The following is a 19,769-nucleotide window of genomic DNA, read 5'->3' as shown; positions in this document are numbered from 1 at the left end:
CGTTTATTGAAGACATAAAAAAAGCACCCGCGTTTGCAGGTGCTTTGTGCTAACCAGTTAGCTTTATACTGGTTCTTGGAAAATTACCGTATCGGCTTTTTTCGTATACTCAGACATCTTGTGGAAGTTTAAGTATCGGTAGGTATCAGCGGCGGTTGCATCTATCTGCTGCGCATACTCTAGATACTCTTCGCGAGTCGGGATTTTGCCCAGTATCGCGCCAACCGCAGCCAGTTCCGCTGAAGCAAGATAAACATCAGCACCCGTACCCAAGCGGTTCGGGAAGTTACGAGTCGAAGTAGACATCACTGTCGCTTTGTCTGCTACTCGTGCCTGGTTACCCATACACAATGAACAGCCCGGAGTTTCAATACGAACGCCTGCGCGGCCGTAAATACCGTAATAACCTTCTTCGGTCAGTTGGTCACGGTCCATCTTAGTAGGCGGAGCAATCCACAAACGCGTATCTAATTGACCGCTGTGTTTATCCAGTAGCTTACCCGCTGCTCGGAAGTGACCAATGTTAGTCATACATGAGCCGATAAACACTTCGTCGATTGCCGTTCCTTGAACGTCTGATAGAAGTCGAGCATCGTCTGGATCATTTGGCGCACATAGAATGGGCTCGTTAATTTCAGCCAAATCAATCTCGATAACGTGGGCGTACTCCGCATCCGCATCGGCTTCCATTAGCTCTGGGTTTTCTAACCACTCTTCCATAGCAACAATACGACGTTCAATCGTGCGTGGTTCACCATAACCTTCTGAAAGCATCCACTTGAGCATCACGATGTTTGAGTTTAGATACTCTGTAATCGACTCTTGAGACAACTTCACGGTACAACCGGCAGCAGAACGCTCTGCTGAAGCATCAGAAAGCTCAAACGCCTGCTCAACAGTCAAGTGCTCAACGCCTTCGATTTCTAGTACTCGACCAGAGAATTCATTGATCTTACCTGCTTTCTCTACGGTGAGTAGACCTTGTTTGATCGCGTAGTAAGGGATGGCATGAACCAAATCACGCAAAGTGATACCGGCCTGCATTTCACCTTTAAAGCGAACCAAAATGGATTCTGGCATATCAAGTGGCATAACACCCGTTGCCGCTGCAAATGCAACAAGACCTGAACCCGCAGGGAAAGAAATTCCTAGAGGGAAACGAGTATGCGAGTCACCACCAGTACCTACGGTATCTGGTAGTAGCATGCGGTTTAGCCATGAGTGGATAACGCCGTCACCCGGACGCAGTGATACACCGCCTCGGTTCATAATAAAGTCAGGTAGCGTATGGTGAGTATTCACATCCACTGGCTTAGGATATGCCGACGTGTGACAGAATGACTGCATCACTAGGTCTGCTGAGAAACCCAAGCAAGCCAAGTCTTTTAACTCGTCACGCGTCATTGGACCCGTAGTATCTTGAGAGCCAACAGTGGTCATTTTAGGTTCACAATAAGTGCCCGGACGAATACCCGTTACGCCACAAGCCTTACCAACCATTTTCTGTGCTAGAGTGTAACCCTTACCAGAGTCTGCCACTTCACCTGGCTTGCGGAATACTTCCGATGACTCTAGACCTAGAGAAGTACGGGCTTTATCTGTTAAGCCGCGACCAATAATAAGTGGGATACGACCGCCAGCGCGAACTTCATCGATCAGAACGTCTGTCTTAAGACTAAATTCTGAGATAGTTTCGCCAGTTTCGTGATTGCAAACTTTACCTTGATAAGGGTAAACGTCGATAACATCACCCATGTTCAGACTAGTTACGTCTACTTCAATCGGTAATGCCCCTGCATCTTCCATTGTGTTAAAAAAGATTGGAGCAATCTTGCCGCCGAGAACGTAACCACCAGCACGCTTGTTAGGTACATTAGGGATGTCATCACCCATAAACCATAGCACTGAGTTAGTGGCTGATTTACGTGATGAGCCCGTACCCACTACGTCACCAACGTAAACAAGTTGGTGGCCTTTCTCTTTTAACTTATCGATTTGCTTAATAGGACCGATACTGCCTGGTTGCTCTGGTTCGATACCTTCGCGCTCGTTTTTCAACATAGCAAGAGCGTGTACAGGAATGTCAGGGCGAGACCACGCATCTGGTGCTGGAGAAAGGTCATCAGTGTTCGTTTCGCCAGTCACTTTGAAAACGGTCAGGGTAATTTTTTCAGCCAGTTCAGGCTTGGATAGGAACCACTCTGCGTCAGCCCATGACTGCATCACTTTTTGCGCGTGTGCATTACCTGATTTCGCCTTCTCTTCTACGTCGTAGAAAGCGTCAAACATCAGTAGGGTGTGGGATAGAGCTTTTACAGAAATAGGGGCGAGTAATTCATCTTCTAAAAACTCGACGAGCGGCGCGATATTATATCCGCCTTGCATGGTACCAAGCAGCTCAGCTGCTTTTTCACGACTTACTAGAGGTGATTCCACTTCACCTTTAGCAACGGCTGTCAGGAATCCTGCTTTTACATAAGCAGCTTCATCCACGCCTGGTGGGATACGGTTTTCCAGCAGATCGATAAGAACTGCTTCCTCACCTTGTGGGGGATTTTTCAGAAGTTCAACCAGACCAGCGACTTGTTCTGCGTCTAGTGGTTTAGGAACGACTCCTTCAGCAGCACGTTCTTCGACGTGTTTACGGTAGGCTTCAAGCACGACTTTTTCCTCTCATTGCGGTTCCTCCTCTTCTTATAGCTTTTATGAAAAGAAAGGAGTGAACATCCTTGGAAACTTGGCTCTCCATCGCCATATTTTTCATTCAATTTTGACTGATAAACAGCGCCAGAGAGGCCAAACTGTGGGCGCTAGAATAGCAAATTTAACGATAAATTAAAATCTCATCATTTTGACCAACATAGCATCTTAAGACTAAAGTTTTACGATTTTTCGCTAAATTTTCTATTTAAACGTTGTCCCAATAATTAAATATACCGAATCGAAATTCTTTTCGGTTCGCCCATAACCGAACATAATCGGTCCTACTGGCGAGTTTACCCCGGCAAACACTGAGCTGCTGCATAAAGCGGTGCATCCTTTAGCTTTAAATCAGGGTTAGACCACACGCCGCCATATTCTACCGAGGCTCCAAGGTAGAAAGGTGACGAGAATAGGCCAAAGTCATTATCGAACCAACGGTAGCGGTATACAAGGCTATTAAACACTTTATTTTGACCTATCATGCTATTTCTCGGAATACCTGACAGGTTCAAAAAGCCACCCAACTCTTTTGGATCGATCGGCAGCGACGAGCTTTTACTCTCCACTACACCATAGTCTAAATTTGCGACCAAAGTATGCCTATTTTTACTCATGGCTCCGACAAACTTACCGCTAAACTCGTAAACCGTATCGGTCCCTTCATCTTGGATAACCCCCAAACACGTGACGGCGTTGTCGGTGCGGTCGTGAGATATTAGGTACTCTAAATCAAAATAAACACCCTGGGTTGGCAAACTAAAATCGTCTAAGGTATCGACTCGATAACTGGCAAATCCGGCGGTTCTTGTGAACGACACATCACCACAAGACGGTAAGCTAGAGAGTTCCGCTTTGCCATCGGTATATCGAGCGCCAAACCTAAACTCTCGCCACAAACTGCCTTGATAACCTAATGCGGCTTCTCCTATCCACTCTGAATAGATCACTGGAAGGAAATCACGAGACGACTCTAGCCCAACGTCATCGAAACCATCAACAGGACCATTTCGTTTCACGTCGGTATACTTAATGCCAAATGTCGTAAAGACTTTCTGGCTTGAGAAAAACGGTGTAAAAAGCTCCGCTTCTACCAGCTTATCCGTTCCCATTTCCACATTTGTCGTCAGTTCAGCACCGTGTGAACTGATATCGGTAAAGTTAGCCGACATGCCAATCGAGTATTGACTGTCAGTGGTAAAGTCATCTTCTAAGAAAAAGCGAAAGTTAAGGTAGTTTGGCCCCCACGACTTCTCATTAACATCGACAACCAGTTGGTCCTTCCCGTCCAAATTGTCGTAGCGATAGGTCACAAGTTCAAAGCGATCAAGCGCATACAGCTCTTCGATACTCTGCTCTAAACGCTCTGAACCGTATGTCTGGCCAGCTTCGAGTTGAAGGCGATTTTGCAACAGCTCATCCGTATAGTGGCTGTTGTTGTTAATCACAACTTCATCGACTTGAATACCGTCTCCATACCTGAGTTTTCTCCGCGCAACTTGCTTGTCTTCTATGTAAGCCTGATAGTCGCTACTGCTCAAACTTAGGCGTTCGAGTTTGTCACTTTCTTCCATTGCGGCGAGGTAGCCTTTGCCAAAAGCATCCGGCATTTTGTCAAACTCAGTGGTTTCCATTTCACCCACATTGGGCTTTAAGTAGATATCATCGTCGGTGAGCGTCTCTTTTTGTCGCTGAGTTGTGCTTCTCACTAAGTAATTAGACAACTGGTCGGCGACAGTAAGAAATGTGGTGAAGTCCTCTTCTTGTTTGTAGTTTGTGCTAATGTCCACCGCAATAATGACATCGGCTCCCATCGCACGTGCGACATCTACCGGCATATTGTTGGTGACACCACCATCGACGAGTAAGCGGTCATTCAGCTTATATGGAGGCAAAGCACCGGGGACGGACATGCTTGCCATCATTGCATCTACAATATAACCGTCTTTTATCACCACGGGTTCCAGTTGAAGGATATCGGTGGCGACGGAGCGATAGGGTATAGCCAGATCATCAAAAGAGTGGAATGGTGGTAGGTTACCCGCAGTTTCACGCAGGATCTTCAACATCCCCTGCCCTTGCACCACACCTCTGGCGGCGTGCACTTCACCCCATTTGAGCCCGAGGTCGGTGGTCAACTGATAGCGGTCTTCGTACTCTTTATCTCTCACTCGTCGTTGACTGCGACTTACGCGATCTCGATAGCCGCTGTTCCAATCGACGCTGTAGATAAAGCTTTCAATTTCTTCCGCGCTCATGCCCGTTGCGTACAAACCGCCAACGTAAGCACCCATGCTGGTACCGGTAATGTAATCAACAGGAATATTGAGTTCTTCTAGAGCTTTTAAAACCCCAATATGGGCAGCGCCTTTAGCACCACCACCCGCTAAAACAAGAGCAACTTTAGGACGTTCATCTTGCTGCGCCAATGTAGGAAATGTCCCTACTATAAACAGCAGTAGTATTACCCCAAATCTCGTTAATTTGAACACGTCTCAGGTCCTTGAATAATCAACTGGTTGCAATATTACCAGTTAAAAATACGATTAATCCATTGATTTTCTTTCTTCTCACATAAAGTACGCCACTCGTTTTTAGGGTCCCAAACCGGTAACTTAAAATCGTTTTTACAATTCAGTTCTAAGCCGCCTTCCGTTTCGGCCATAAATCCTACGGTGGTCACTTCTTTTGGCCATGGTAACGTCAGTTTCTGCGGAACTCTTTGATCTAGATACTGAGCATAAACTCGAAGAGCACCACTGGAGCCGGTCAGCTTAGTAGGCTTATTGTCGTCTCTACCCAGCCAAATGGTGGTAACCTCACGGCCATCCACACCGACAAACCAACTGTCTCGGGTGTCATTACTCGTCCCCGTTTTCCCCGCCAAGGCGCCCATGCAAACTGTCGATTTAGATAGCGTCCCGTGCCTTCCTGAACCCCTTTTTTCATCGCATAAGTGGTCAGCCATGCCGCTTGTTGGTTAATGGATTGGGAAACTTTTGGAATCGACTGGTAAATCACTTCTCCATCGGTGTTTATCACCGAGCGCAAAGCGGATAGCGATGCTTTTTTTCCAGAGTTTGTCAGGGTCTGGTACATCTGTGCCACCTGCAATGGCGTTAGCGAAAATGAGCCCAAAAACATCGACGGCACTGGGCGGATCTCCTTTTTATCAACACCGAGTTTTTCAAAGGTCGCCACCACTTCTGGAATGCCAAGTGACATACCCAACTGAACGGTAGGTACGTTTAAGGATTTTGCCAACGCTTGATACAAGGGGACTTCCCCTCGGAACTGGCGGTCGTAGTTTCTCGGCGTCCAGACTTTTCCTTTACTGCTTTTTAACGATATAGGTTTATCTTGTAGGGTACTGGCTAAGCTATATTGCTCGGGGTGCTGCAGTGCGGTTAGATAGACCGCAGGCTTGGCTAAAGAACCTATTTGTCGGCTCGCATTTAAAGCTCGGTTAAAGCCATCGTAGCCGGTGCGTTTACCTCCAACCATAGCTCGGATCTCTCCACTGTGACGATCAACCGCCACTGCCGCACCCTCTAAAGATGGACCCGCAGTACTGGTCAAAGTAGGGATCGTTTTTACCAGAGCTTGTTCTAGCTCGTGCTGAGAAACAGGATCTAGCGACGTAAAAACTTTCAGACCACTATCAAACTGAAAGTCGTCACCGACTTTGTTAGCCAACTCTCGTGTTAACTGTTGAAAGTAGGCGGGCTGGCGACTGGCGATTTTTGGGTTGTCTTGAATATCCAGATCTCGACTCGCAGCTTGATCAAACTCGCTAGCTGTCAGTAGGTCTTGTTGCATCATCAAACGCAGCACAAGATCCTTCGAGTTTTAGCTCGCTCGGGATAACGAATAGGATTGTAATAAGAAGGCCCCTTTACCATACCAACTAACAGGGCGAGTTGATCTATTCTCAACTCTTGTATTGGCTGACCAAAGTAGAGCCGGGCCGCTAAACCAAAACCGTGAATAGCTTCGCCGCCACTCTGCCCCAAATAGACTTCGTTTAGATACGCTTCTAATATTTCGTCTTTGCTATAACGATAGTCGATGATCAACGCGATATACGCTTCCCTTAATTTTCGCCAAAGAGTGCGATCGCTAGAGAGGAAAAGGTTTTTAGCTAATTGCTGAGTTAAGGTACTGCCCCCTTGAACCGTTCGTCCCGCCTTAACATTTACCACCATGGCTCTCGCTATCGCCATAGGCGATACCCCTTCATGCTGATAGAACTGTCTATCTTCGGTAGCTAGCAGAGCATCTACCATCACTTCTGGAAATTGATCCCTGCGGAGAAACAGTCGTTGCTCATCTTGCTGCTTTTCCAGCATACCAAGCATTTTAGGATCGATTCTAAGATACCCTAAATCTCCTTTGCGCTCTAAAGACTGTATACGCTGTAAAGACCGTTCTGAAAAATGGAGCATGACATGGCGATCGGGCTCGGCGCCATCGGTAAACTCAAATGGTCGACGAATAAGCTCGATTTTACTTGATGAGGACGAGTATTCGCCCGGGTAACGCGGATTTTTTACCTTGCGGTAATTCAATACATCAAGCTCATTTCTCACTTCTTTAATGCCAATATCATCGCCGGGAGCTAAGTGAAGTATGCGCGCATAAACCACGGTTGGCAGTTCAAACATCTGACCTTCAAACTTCTGTTTAACTAAGGTATCGAGGTATAGACCCGCGAATACCAATACTGCGATACCCGCGATCGCAAGCTTCCAACTCAAGCCCCATATTTTTCTCAGCCATGAGGCTCTCTTTTTCTTGGCTGGTGCTTTTTTAGTGACTTTTCTTCGAGTCACTCTTTTGGCCTGCGGCTTTTTCTCTTTAGGCGACGTTTTTTTGGTCATGATTTAAGTTGTCTTTTTGTCTTAGTGGTCGCAATGTGATTGGCAGGGTCGTCTGGCCATACGTGTTTTGGGTATCGACCTTTCATCTCTTTTTGCACTTCTCGGTAACTCCCACTCCAAAAACCAGCGAGATCTTTTGTCAGCTGCAAGGGTCTCTGAGCAGGTGAAAGCAGTTCTAACACCACAGTCTTTTGTCCATCGGCTATGACCGGTGACTCACTTTCTCCAAACATCTCCTGCATACGCACGGACAAAATAGGGTCACTGCCCTCTTGATAGCGAATGCGTTTTTTCGTCCCAGTTGGCAGGGCATAATGCGTGGGTATCCATTGATCAATCTCCTGATTGAGCGGCCACCCCAAGTAAGCCAGTAACGCTTCACTGATATCGACTTTCTGTAGTTGCTTCACTGAGTGAATACCGGTTAGATAGGGCTCTAACCAAACTTCAATATTTTGGATCAGACTTTGCTGGTCAAAAGGCGGCCACGCCTTTTCTGGCATCCACTCTATCGCACAGCGAATGCGCTGTAAGGTATCGAGCGCTTTATCACTCCAGTTTAACGGTTGTAAAGCCTTGCGTGAAACGAAGCTAAGTAAGGCTTGTGTGATTTTTTCTTTGTCCGGGCTTGGCAGATCTCTTTGCTTAATCACCAGTTGGCCAAGTTCAACTTTCTCAACGGCGGTCAGACGCCCTTTATCTTCATCCCAGTCCACCACTTCTCGAAGCTTAAATCGATGTGGAAAAGAGGATTCTAAGTGCAAAACATCGAGCGCACATGCACAAAACACCGACGAGGAGTCACCGTGAGTACGCATCAAATCAACCGCGACAATATAAGGCTCATCAGCAAGAGACTGCGAATCGTCTATCACCACACCATGACCATTGGCCATTAAAAATCTGCCATTCTGTCCGTGACGGCCTTGTGCCACTCTATCTGGGAAAGAGACAGCCAACAAAGTGCCTACCGCCCCCTCATCCAGTCGTTTGATGCTATACGAGACACCTAGCCGACTGGCTAGATTTTTTATCCTCTGTTCAAGGCGTTTTTGCTGAGTGTGCTTGCCAGCCTTGAAACGATGCAATGAATGCTGAAAATCTAGCGTATTTCGCTCTAGCTCTTCGACTAAAGCCGCAACGGTAAGGGCAGTATCAATATATGCTTTTTTCTGCTTGGCCCAAAGGAGCATAGCGCCCACTCTTGGCTCCAACCCCACTGGTACGATTGACGCCCAATCGATGTCAGTTGTCCAGCGGAGTCCATTATTTCAAGTTGGGTTAGCAAGTCTTTTGCTTGTGATAGCGCTGCTGCGGGAGGAACATCTAGCCACTTTAGTTCACTCGCCTCGGCGGCTCCCCACAATGAAAGCTCTCCTGCGAGTGTGGAAAGGTCAGATTGCAGGATTTCAGCCACTGGAACTTTTGGCTGTTGTTTAATTTGGCTTTCGCTGTAGAGGTGTACGCAAACCCCTGACTGTGTCCGCCCTGCTCGTCCCGCTCGCTGTTCGGCGGAAGATTGGGCAATGCGAACCTGCTCTAACTTAGTGACTCCACTTTTTGGATCAAATCGAGCGACTCTCTCCAAGCCTGAGTCGATAACAATACGGATACCCTCTATGGTTAAGGACGTCTCAGCAATATTGGTTGCCAACACTATCTTGCGCTTTCCATTTGGTACAGGTTCAATCGCTCTTTGCTGCTGTTCGAAACTCAATTGACCGTAAAGAGGGCAAATTAGGAAGGTATCGGCAAGATCAGATAACCTCTCTTGCAACTGTTTAATTGCTGAAACTCCGGGAAGAAACGCTAATACAGAACCCGTTTCATCACTGACGACTTTCCTAATTTGTTTTGCCATCACATCTAGGACTCTGTCATTGGGCTTTAGCATGCAGTAATGATGTTCAACTGGATAAGCCCGCCCCTCCGACTCCACAAAATCAGCATCTGGCATCAAGGCACTTAATGCCCCTTGATCTAAGGTTGCAGACATGACCACCAGCTTTAAATCTTCTCGCAAGGCTTCTTGAATTTCTAAGCAAAAAGCTAAAGCGGTATCCGCATGCAAGCTGCGTTCATGAAACTCGTCGAAGATCACCATATCAATCCCAACGAGTTCTGGGTCTTGCTGGATCATGCGAGTCAAGATCCCTTCAGTCACGATCTCTAGCTGGGTATTTTTACCCGACTTGTTTTCCCCGCGAATTCGATAGCCGACACTCTCGCCAACTCGCTCTCCCAATTGTTTGGCCAGATAGCTTGCAATATTTTTTGCAGCCAAACGCCTTGGCTCCAACATCAGAATTTTTCCTGAAACCAATCTCTCCGCCAAGATTTTTAGGGGAAAATAGGTAGATTTACCCGCGCCCGGTGCGGCTTTAAGGATAATCTGATCGCAGTTGCGAACGGATTCCAACAGTGTTGGCATCACGTCTTCTATGGGTAGTTGTGACAAAAGGGGAGCCTTGTGGTGTAATCTTGTCTCTAGTGTACATAAAAACAGTAAATAGTCTCAAATGAAGTTCTCCCCTGCATTGGAAAGTGCCACTTTAATTAAACGCTACAAGCGTTTTCTCGCCGATATCAGTCTCGACGATGGCAGCGAACGCACCATTCATTGTGCTAACACTGGCGCGATGACAGGTTGCGCTGATACAGGGAATCGAGTGTGGTTCTCTACCTCCGATAATCCAAAGCGAAAGTACCCAAACAGTTGGGAGTTAACTGAAACCGCCGCTGGGCATCGGATTTGCATTAATACTGCTAGAGCCAACCAATTGGCGGTAGAGGCAATAGAGAAAGGTGTTATTTCGGAACTTAACGACTATGCTCATTTGCAGACTGAGGTTAAGTACGGACAAGAAAATAGCCGAATTGATATTCTTCTCTCATCTGAATTGAAACCAAAATGCTATATAGAAGTAAAAAGTGTCACTCTATTAGATGATAAAAATACCGGACAAGGTTACTTCCCCGATGCCGTTACGACACGGGGTCAGAAACACCTGAGAGAGCTCACAGAAATGGCGAATAATGGAAGCCGTGCTGTACTTTTGTTTGTTGTTTTACACTCAGGGATTGAAAAAGTTTCTCCAGCACTCCATATAGACGCGAGTTATTCGAAACTTTTAACACAGGCTCAACAAAATGGGGTAGAAGTTCTGTGCTATAAAGCAGAACTTAATGAAGAAGAGATAAAACTCGTTCACGCTGTAGAGTTTAGCAATTGAATTGCGAAAAATGATGTCGTCTTCACATTGACGATAACTTTACACTACAGTGTTTGCCTCGGTGAGTACTTTTTGCTATAGATACCCGCCTTAAAAAAAACTGCGCAAGCAGTTGACTAGGTGTTAGTAGGAGATGCTGCATGCCAGAATCGAAGAAAAAAGCGCTAGGCATCCTAGCCATTGCCGGTGTAGAGCCATATCAAGAAAAGCCGGGTGAAGAGTATATGTCACCTGACCAGTTGGCTCACTTTAGAAAAATTTTGGAAGCTTGGCGCAACCAGCTTATGGAAGAAGTTGACCGTACGGTTCACCATATGCAGGACGAAGCGGCAAACTTCCCTGATCCAGTTGACCGCGCGTCTCAGGAAGAGGAGTTCAGCCTTGAACTTCGCAACCGTGACCGCGAACGTCGCTTGATCAAGAAAATTGAAAAGACACTGAAAAAGATCGAAGACGATGACTTCGGTTACTGTGAATCTTGTGGTGTTGAAATCGGTATTCGACGCCTAGAAGCTCGTCCTACGGCTGATCTCTGCATCGACTGTAAGACGCTAGCTGAAATGAAAGAGAGACAAATGCAAGGTTAAGCTTTGTATTTGCACGATAAAGGGAGCGCTGAGCTCCCTTTTTGGTTTGTTACGAGCGCTGAGATTGATTAGAGATGCATCAATACGTAGGTCGATTTGCCCCTTCCCCTTCAGGCCCGTTGCACTTTGGCTCATTAGTGGCCGCCTTAGGCAGTTACTTTCAAGCTAAAGCCAATAATGGAAAGTGGCTTGTACGTATGGAAGACTTAGACCCCCCAGAGAGATGGAAGGCGCCGCAGACCTTATACTTCGCACTTTAGAGGCGTATCATCTTCATTGGGATGGGGAAGTTGTCTATCAAAGCCAAAGACATCATCACTATCAAGAGCAAATTGACCACTGGATAAAAGAGCACAAAGCCTACTATTGCCAGTGCACCAGAAAACAGATCAAAGCTTCAGGTGGATTCTACTTAGGTCATTGCCGAGAAAAAGGCCTGACAGGGGTAAACAACACTGCCGTGCGCTTAAACATGGAATGCCCTGTTTATCAGTTCAATGATATTAAACACGGAACTATCTCTATTCCTCACGCTCTGGCAGATGAAGATTTTATTATAAAACGAAGAGATGGACTTTTTGCGTATAACCTTGCGGTAGTATTGGACGACATAGATCAAGGTATTACCGAAGTGGTTCGAGGGGCAGACCTTATCGAACCAACTGGTCGACAGATCAGCTTATATAAAATGCTCAAAGTAAAAACCGTGAGTTATTTGCATTTGCCTCTGGCCATGGGTAGCAATGGGCAAAAACTGTCTAAACAGAACCACGCCAAAGGCATCGATACTCAAACAACCGTTCCAGCCCTGCTTGATGCGATGACCTTTTTGGGGTTCAATCTGGAACGAGAAATGGAAGCGGCAACTACCGAAGAGTTGATCCACTGGGGAGTGCAAAATTGGCAACTTTCTCAGTTACCGGATTCGATCGAGATCACACCAAGATTCTCAAATCGCTCACTCTAAGCTATCATTAGCCGCAAATTCGCCTTAAATGGCTAAACATATTACGCAAAGTGGTCAGCCACTTAATGCCAAAAGCACATGAATAGAAACGATTATACACCCAGCGAGTCCAGCCATTACACGGACCTAGCGTTAAATATTATTACTCGACAAGAGCACAATGTTTCGCGAAAAAAGATCAGTGACAACGCCCTGAAGGTGCTATACCGACTTCATGGGGCGGGCTTTGATGCCTTCTTAGTCGGTGGTGGTGTCCGAGACCTCCTGCTCGGCGAAAGTCCAAAAGATTTTGATATCGCCACTAACGCAACGCCTGAACAGATTCGTCATCTGTTTAAAAACTGCCGTTTAATTGGCAGACGTTTCCGCTTGGCTCATATCATGTTTGGTAGAGATATTATTGAAGTGGCCACTTTTCGCGGCCACCACCAAGAGCCAAGTAAAAATGTGGCTCAGCAGTCCAAAGAAGGCATGCTACTTCGCGACAATGTCTATGCTCGATTGATGAAGATGCCGAACGTCGCGATTTCACAATCAATGCCATGTACTACAATATCGGCGACTACTCGATTCACGACTACGCTGGTGGTATCGAGGATCTGGAAGACAAGCTAATTCGCTTGATTGGCGATCCTGAAGTGCGTTATCGAGAAGATCCTGTTCGCATGCTGCGCGCTATCCGTTTTGCTGTAAAACTGGACTTTGATATTGAAGAAGAGACCGCGGCACCAATCGAACCTTTTTCACATTTGCTAAGAGATATTCCCGCAGCCCGCCTCTACGAAGAGTCATTGAAGATGCTGCAAAGTGGTCACGGTTTAGAAACTTACCACTTAATGCGTGAATACAACTTGTTCCAGCAACTATTCCCTGTTGTTTCTGAGTTCTTTACCGAAGATTACGCCTCAAAGACGGAGCAAATGTTGGATCTCGTTTTAGATGCCACCGATCTTCGAGTGGAAGATGGACGCAGAATTAATCCTGCTTTTATGTTCGCGGCCATGCTTTGGTATCCACTTCAGGCAAAAGCTGAAGAGCTGATGGAAAGCAGAAACTTTGCTTACTATGATGCCGTTATGGAAGCGAGCAATATCATTTTAGATCAGCAAGTAAAGACCATTGCTATCCCTCGCCGTCATACCGCAACAATTCGCGAAATATGGCAGCTACAGCTTCGCTTGCCACGTCGCAACGGCAAACGCGCTTTCCGCTTAATGGAACTGAATAAGTTCAGAGCTGGATATGACTTCTTGGAAATGCGTGGGGAAGTTGAAGGCGGTGACACTGATCAACTAGCCAAATGGTGGGATAAATTCCAAAACTCTGGCCGTAATGTTCGTCAGACCATGGTTACTGATCTTGACGGTGACACAAAGTCAAAGTCTCGCCGTCGCAGGCCAAGCCGTAAGAAGAGAACAAAGGCAGATTAATGACAAGGGTTTACATTGCTATCGGCAGTAATATGGCGACGCCAGTGAAGCAAGCCAAGCAAGCGATAGAAGCGCTAAACACCATTCCCAACAGTCGTCTGGTGAAAGCGTCTTCACTCTACAGTAGTACGCCGATGGGCCCACAAGATCAGCCTGACTACATTAATGCCGTGGCGGCCATTGAAACAGAATTAACGCCACTTGAACTACTCGATCAAACTCAAAAAATCGAGTTAGAGCAAGGGCGTGTCCGTAAAGAAGAGCGTTGGGGGCCAAGAACCTTGGATCTCGACATTCTGCTTTATGGCAATGAGGTGATAGATTCCGAGCGATTAACCGTACCTCATTACGGTATGAAAGAGCGAGAATTTGTTCTTTATCCGCTTGTAGAAATCGCACCAAATTTAACTCTCCCTGATGGGACTGAGCTCAATGCACTGCTGGAAGCAGTGCCATTAAACGGGCTCCGCGTTTGGCAATCATAGCCATTCCTGATGAAGGACAAAAAAATGAAAAAAATTACCATTAACGACTTAATGGCCTGTAAACAAGAAGGCCGTAAGTTCGCCACTTCCACTGCTTACGACGCAAGTTTTGCCCAACTATTCGAAAGCCAAGAAATGCCTGTTTTACTGGTCGGTGACTCTCTTGGTATGGTTTTACAAGGTGAGACATCTACTCTGCCAGTAACGGTTGAAGAGATCGCATATCACACCCGCAGCGTACGCGCTGGCAGCCCAAACTGCCTTCTAATGGCCGATATGCCATTTATGAGTTACGCCACGCCTGAGCAAGCCTGTGAAAATGCTGCGACGCTTATGCGCGCAGGCGCTAATATGGTTAAGTTAGAAGGTGGCGACTGGCTGGTTGATACGGTTAAAATGTTAACCGAACGCGCCGTGCCAGTGTGTGCTCACTTGGGTCTAACTCCTCAATCCGTCAATATCTTTGGTGGATTCAAAGTTCAAGGCCGCGAACAAGATAAAGCAGATCGCATGGTGAGAGATGCCTTGGCTCTGCAAGAGGCAGGTGCTCAAATTGTTCTTTTAGAATGTGTTCCAGCAGCTTTGGCTGCGAGAATTACCGAAGTACTGGATGTGCCAGTAATTGGTATCGGGGCGGGTAACGCTACTGACGGTCAGATCTTGGTAATGCACGATATGTTTGGTATCGCGGCAAACTACATGCCTAAGTTTTCTAAGAACTTTTTGGCAGAAACTGGCGATATGCGCAAAGCCGTTGCCAAATATAAAGCTGACGTTGAATCTGGAGAATTTCCAGGTGAATCGCACACCATCGCCTAAGAGGAAAATGCATGCAGACTATTGCTGAAACCTCCTCACTGCGAGAACTGATAAAGCAGCATAAACGCGAAGGTCGAACAGTGGCTTTGTCCCAACCATGGGCAATTTACACGAAGGCCACTTAACCTTAGTCCGCAAAGCTCGCGAACAAGCCGACGTGGTTGTCGTCAGTATCTTTGTTAACCCAATGCAGTTCGAACGTGCCGACGATCTAGCTAACTACCCTCGTACACTTGATGCCGACTTAGAAAAACTCTCTGGTGAAGGCGTGGAACTTGTTTTTACTCCTACTCCGGAAGTTATCTACCCAGAGGGACTAGACAAGCAGACCAGTGTAGAAGTCCCTGGTTTGTCTTCCATCTTGGAGGGCGCTTCGCGTCCGGGACACTTCCGTGGTGTAGCGACGATTGTCACTAAGCTGTTCAATTTGGTCCAGCCCGATGTGGCCTGTTTTGGCGAAAAGGACTTTCAACAACTGGCGGTGATCCGCAAAATGGTTGAAGATCTCGCCATGGACATTGAGATCATCGGCGTTCCGACGGTCCGCGAAATGGATGGTTTGGCCATGAGCTCTCGCAATGGGCTGTTAACCATTGATGAGCGCCAACGCGCTCCAGTGCTTGCGCGTACAATGCGCTGGATAAGCAGTGCCATCCGCGGTGGACGTCACGACTACGACTCCGTGATTGAAGACGCCAATGACCAACTGCGCGCAGCCGGACTTCATCCCGACGAAATTTTTATCCGCGATGCGAGAACCTTGCAAGCGGTCACTGAAGCGTCATCTCAAGCGGTGATTTTGATGTCGGCCTTTCTCGGCAAAGCGCGATTGATTGACAACCAAGTGATCGATTTAGCTACCGAAAGTAAAGACGAATTAGAAAGTTCAGCAGAGTAAAAAAAGGTCGGCATTGCCGACCTTTCTCTTTTCAATCACCGCGATTAACTTCTCAATCCAATTCCCTTCGACACTAAGTAGTGCGCGACACCATATAGAAGAACAAGAAATAGCCCAAGTACACTAAACGACGTCAAAATACCTACATCTGATACGCCTAAAAAACCATACCTAAACGCATTCACCATATAAACGATAGGATTTAACTTCGAAACGCCCTGCCAAAACTCAGGTAGTAAGCTAATGGAATAGAACACGCCACCTAAGTATGTCAGTGGCGTTAATACAAAGGTGGGAATAATCGAAATATCGTCAAAGGTTTTCGCAAACACAGCGTTAATCAGTCCGCCAAGTGAAAACACCACGGAAGTTAAAAACACGGTAAAACCTATCACACCCCAATGCTCTACCTGCAGATCCACAAACAGCAGAGACACTAACGTCACTATCAGTCCTACCAGCAGACCGCGTACAACGCCGCCCATTACAAAGCCGAATATAATCACGTAGTTGGGGACTGGTGCCACCAGCAGTTCTTCGATATTACGCTGAAACTTAGCGCTGAAAAAGGACGAAGCGACGTTGGAGTAAGAGTTGGTGATCACCGACATCATAATCAATCCCGGAACGATATACTCCATGTAGCTAAAACCGTTCATTTCGCCAATTCTTGAACCGATCAAGCTACCAAAAATCACAAAATAGAGTGTCATGGTAATCGCTGGCGGTACGAGTGTTTGTACCCAAATTCGAGTAAAGCGATTGATCTCTTTTGCCAGCAGCTTTTAAACGCCGTCCAGTATATTTGATACATATTACTCTCCATTACCCCGCACTATGCTGACAAACAGCTCTTCCAAACGGTTGGCTTTGTTTCTCATCGACATAACGCTGATCCCCTGTTCGCTGAGTTGGCTAAAAATCGCGTTCAGTCCTTGCGATTTTTCTACCTCGATTTCCAACGAGCCATTTTCGAATGAGTAGGCATTTACACCCTTTAAACTTGGCTGCGGCGAGTTTTCAGCAAGATCGAGAATAAACGTTTCCACGTGCAGTTTAGACAGCAGATCTTTCATCGATGTATTTTCAATTAACTCACCTCGATTAATAATGCCTATGTTTCGGCATAACATTTCTGCTTCTTCGAGGTAGTGGGTGGTCAAAATGATCGTGATCCCCTGCTTGGCATTGATCTCTTTGAGGAAATCCCACATAGAGCGACGCAGTTCGATATCGACCCCCGCCGTTGGCTCATCAAGAATGAGTAGTTGTGGTTCGTGGATCAAGGCTCTGGCAATCATTAAACGGCGCTTCATACCTCCAGAAAGGTTGCGCGCCCTCTCAGTGCGTTTTTCCCACAGATCTAACTGAGTGAGGTACTTTTTCGCTCTCTCTTTGGCTAAAGACTTTGAAACTCCGTAATAGCCTGCTTGTTGTAGAACGATCTGCTCTACCGTCTCAAACTGGTTAAAGTTAAATTCTTGTGGGACGAGGCCAAGGCTCTGCTTGGCGAGCTCAAGGTCGGTATCGATATCATGACCAAAAACTCTGACTTTTCCCGAAGTTTTATTAACCAGAGAAGAAATAACCCCGATAGTCGTCGATTTTCCTGCGCCATTGGGTCCAAGAAGCGCGTAGAAGTCGCCTTTTTCCACAGTTAGGCTTACCCCCTTGAGGCTTCGAAACCACCAGCATAGGTCTTTCTTAGTTGTTCTATTTCTAATGCGTACATTCGCTTTCATCGCCATATTATGCGTTCTCTTCTATCAGATGATGCTGATATAAAGAAAATTCAACCCCTAATAAAGCCCTTAAGACATAAAAAAACGCAGCGTCATCGCTGCGTTTTCTCTTTCTATTAACCGCTACACCGCGTTTTCTTGGTGCTCATCGGTTTCCATGTGTTTTACAACAGATTTAAGCGCCTCATACCTAAATGAGAAGGTATTTTCCGCAGGTACTAAGTTCAGCACTTGGAACTTTTCAAGCTGCTGCCTTGTTTGCTCGTTTGGACAGAGCAGATAAACCTGACACTGGGCATCGAGTGCATCTTTGATGGCATTCTCAAGTGCTAAACCGACGGTAACATCGATCATAGGAACATCAGTCAAATCCAACACCATGGCTTCGTAATCTGCAATACTCGTGTGCTGGCGAGAAATGGCTTTGGAAACACTGAAAATCATTGGCCCAGACAAGTAGAAGAAAAGTACCTTGCCCTTGGCTCTATCAAGCAAGGCCCGTTCGCTGTCAGTCAGTGGAACAGAGTCTTCGTCCGCATCACTGATCGCTTTAACTTGGCGAGCTTGCTCGCGACTCAGGCGTTCAATAATCAGAACATTCGATATAAATACACCGAGACCGACGGCAACAATTAGGTCGACAAACACGGTAAGCAGCATTACACCGTACATAATGGCCATACCTTGTACACTCACACGGTGCGCTCGCTGGATAAAGCTCCAGTCCAAGATATTAAAACCGACGTATACTGCGATCCCCGCCAATACAGCCATTGGAATTGGCTCGGTCAATCCACCAGCGACCAAAACCACCAGTGCCAGTACAAGCGCTCGGGTCACACCTGAAAGAGGTGAACGAGCCCCGACCTGAATATTGGTCACCGTCCCCATAGTCGCACCCGCTCCCGGCAATGCGCCAAAGAGACCTGAAATCATATTGGCGAGACCTTGGCCGCGCAGTTCTTTATCTGAATCGTGCTCTTTACGAGTAAGAGAGTCGCCAATAACCGCGGTTAATAAGGTATCAATACACCCCAAGGTACCCAGTACCATAGCGTCAATAACCATAGTCGTGAATTGGTCAGCGGTAAAATGTGGAATAACCAGAGAAGGTAAGCCTACGGGGATTTCGCCAATTCGACGAATGTCTTGGGTATCAAAAACGATGACCGACAGTAAGGTGACCGCTACCAGCGCCACCAACTGCGCTGGCACGTATCGGCGATACTCTTTAGGGAAGAAAAACAGAATACCAAGGGTTAACAAGCCGAGGAAAAGCTCGCTAAACTTCATGTTTGAAACGGTATCTGGCAAGGCGGCTAGTGTCCCCGTTACCCCACCAGCTGGGGCAGCGTGCCCTAGTAGAGGCGAAAGCTGGAGAATAATCAGTATGACGCCGATACCTGACATAAATCCTGAGATAACGCTATAGGGCATCAAAGTGATGTATTTACCCAACTTTAATGTCCCTAAGACTATCTGAAACGCGCCAGCCATCATGACAACCGTAAAGGTCATCGCCATTCCCGTTTCCGGGTACTTAGCCATCATACTGGTCAAAACGGCGGTCATAATCACCGTCATTGGACCTGTTGGCTCAGAAATGAGTGTAGAAGAACCACCAAAAAGCGCAGCAAATAGGCCAACCATAATGGCGCCCCACAAGCCAGCTTCAGCTCCGGCACCAGAGGCAACACCAAAGGCAAGTGCTAGCGGTAGCGAAATAATCGCCGTGGTCACTCCGCCAAACAGATCACCCTTTAGGTTGATATCTTGAAATCGATTTCCAAACAACTTATCGCTCCCTGCTTTTTTAACGCGTAAACCGCATCAATTTAGCAAATGTTTAATGACTAAAAAACCATTAAGTTGATCACGTTTTTCCATTCCTATAATACATGGAAATAAAACAGGGTAAGTTTATGTTTTTTATCGCTCGAAGAAGTCAGATGAGTGGGAAATCGCACACTTTTTGTGGGTCTTAATTTGTAACATTGTGTATAGTGGGGTTAGTTAATTTTAAAAGTT

6 protein-coding genes and 8 pseudogenes are annotated in these 19,769 nt (G+C 46.6%); 7 read left to right on the top strand and 7 right to left on the bottom strand.

The window, feature by feature from the left end; translation table 11 throughout:
* Positions 1-63: 63 nt before the first annotated feature.
* The 4 genes and pseudogenes from acnB to hrpB form a co-directional block, all read right to left on the bottom strand.
* Positions 64-2,661 (bottom strand): bifunctional aconitate hydratase 2/2-methylisocitrate dehydratase, encoded by a 2,598-nt coding sequence (gene acnB / locus BLO31_RS00380; protein ID WP_070962308.1) that lies wholly within the window; start codon positions 2,659-2,661, stop codon positions 64-66.
* A 243-nt stretch (positions 2,662-2,904) separates the two neighbouring features.
* Positions 2,905-5,165, bottom strand: a pseudogene (locus tag BLO31_RS00375) (patatin-like phospholipase family protein).
* Positions 5,166-5,227: 62 nt separating this feature from the next.
* Positions 5,228-7,580: pseudogene (gene mrcB / locus BLO31_RS00370) on the bottom strand (penicillin-binding protein 1B).
* Positions 7,577-10,038 (bottom strand): annotated as a pseudogene (gene hrpB / locus BLO31_RS00365) (ATP-dependent helicase HrpB). The pseudogenes mrcB and hrpB overlap by 4 nt, the downstream one beginning before the upstream one ends.
* Positions 10,039-10,099: 61 nt before the next feature.
* Between hrpB and sfsA the strand changes: the two are divergent.
* From sfsA to panC, 7 genes and pseudogenes are all read left to right on the top strand, one after another.
* Positions 10,100-10,813: a DNA/RNA nuclease SfsA gene (sfsA, locus tag BLO31_RS00360; RefSeq protein ID WP_070962306.1), complete on the top strand. Its 714-nt coding sequence runs from the start codon at positions 10,100-10,102 to the stop codon at positions 10,811-10,813.
* Between the two features lie 140 nt (positions 10,814-10,953).
* Positions 10,954-11,400 carry an RNA polymerase-binding protein DksA gene (dksA, locus tag BLO31_RS00355; protein WP_070962304.1) on the top strand — a complete coding sequence of 149 codons (447 nt, stop codon included), beginning with the start codon at positions 10,954-10,956 and terminating at the stop codon, positions 11,398-11,400.
* Between the two features lie 74 nt (positions 11,401-11,474).
* Positions 11,475-12,367, top strand: a pseudogene (gene gluQRS / locus BLO31_RS00350) (tRNA glutamyl-Q(34) synthetase GluQRS).
* Positions 12,368-12,445: 78 nt separating this feature from the next.
* Positions 12,446-13,797 (top strand): annotated as a pseudogene (pcnB, locus tag BLO31_RS00345) (polynucleotide adenylyltransferase PcnB).
* Positions 13,797-14,282 (top strand): 2-amino-4-hydroxy-6-hydroxymethyldihydropteridine diphosphokinase, encoded by a 486-nt coding sequence (folK, locus tag BLO31_RS00340; RefSeq protein ID WP_070962302.1) that lies wholly within the window; start codon positions 13,797-13,799, stop codon positions 14,280-14,282. The pseudogene pcnB and the gene folK overlap by 1 nt, the downstream one beginning before the upstream one ends.
* Positions 14,283-14,306: 24 nt before the next feature.
* Positions 14,307-15,101, top strand: a complete 795-nt coding sequence (gene panB, locus BLO31_RS00335; protein WP_070962300.1) for a 3-methyl-2-oxobutanoate hydroxymethyltransferase — start codon at positions 14,307-14,309, stop codon at positions 15,099-15,101.
* A gap of 11 nt (positions 15,102-15,112) precedes the next feature.
* Positions 15,113-15,999, top strand: a pseudogene (gene panC, locus BLO31_RS00330) (pantoate--beta-alanine ligase).
* 44 nt (positions 16,000-16,043) lie between these two features.
* Here panC and BLO31_RS00325 read toward each other — a convergent pair.
* The 3 genes and pseudogenes from BLO31_RS00325 to BLO31_RS00315 all read right to left on the bottom strand — a co-directional run bounded on the left by BLO31_RS00325 (position 16,044) and on the right by BLO31_RS00315 (position 19,535).
* Positions 16,044-16,813: pseudogene (locus BLO31_RS00325) on the bottom strand (ABC transporter permease).
* Position 16,814: 1 nt separating this feature from the next.
* Positions 16,815-17,731 (bottom strand): annotated as a pseudogene (locus BLO31_RS00320) (ABC transporter ATP-binding protein).
* A 133-nt stretch (positions 17,732-17,864) separates the two neighbouring features.
* A complete protein-coding gene (locus BLO31_RS00315; protein WP_070962296.1) occupies positions 17,865-19,535 on the bottom strand; it encodes a SulP family inorganic anion transporter in 1,671 nt (556 codons plus the stop codon).
* Positions 19,536-19,769: the final 234 nt, after the last annotated feature.

Origin of the sequence: Vibrio sonorensis (assembly GCF_001854765.1) — a bacterium.
GTDB classification, from domain to species: Bacteria; Pseudomonadota; Gammaproteobacteria; order Enterobacterales; family Vibrionaceae; genus Vibrio; species Vibrio sonorensis.
The sequence above is the reverse complement of the archived record's forward strand: the minus strand, read 5'-3'. Positions and strand labels throughout refer to the sequence as shown.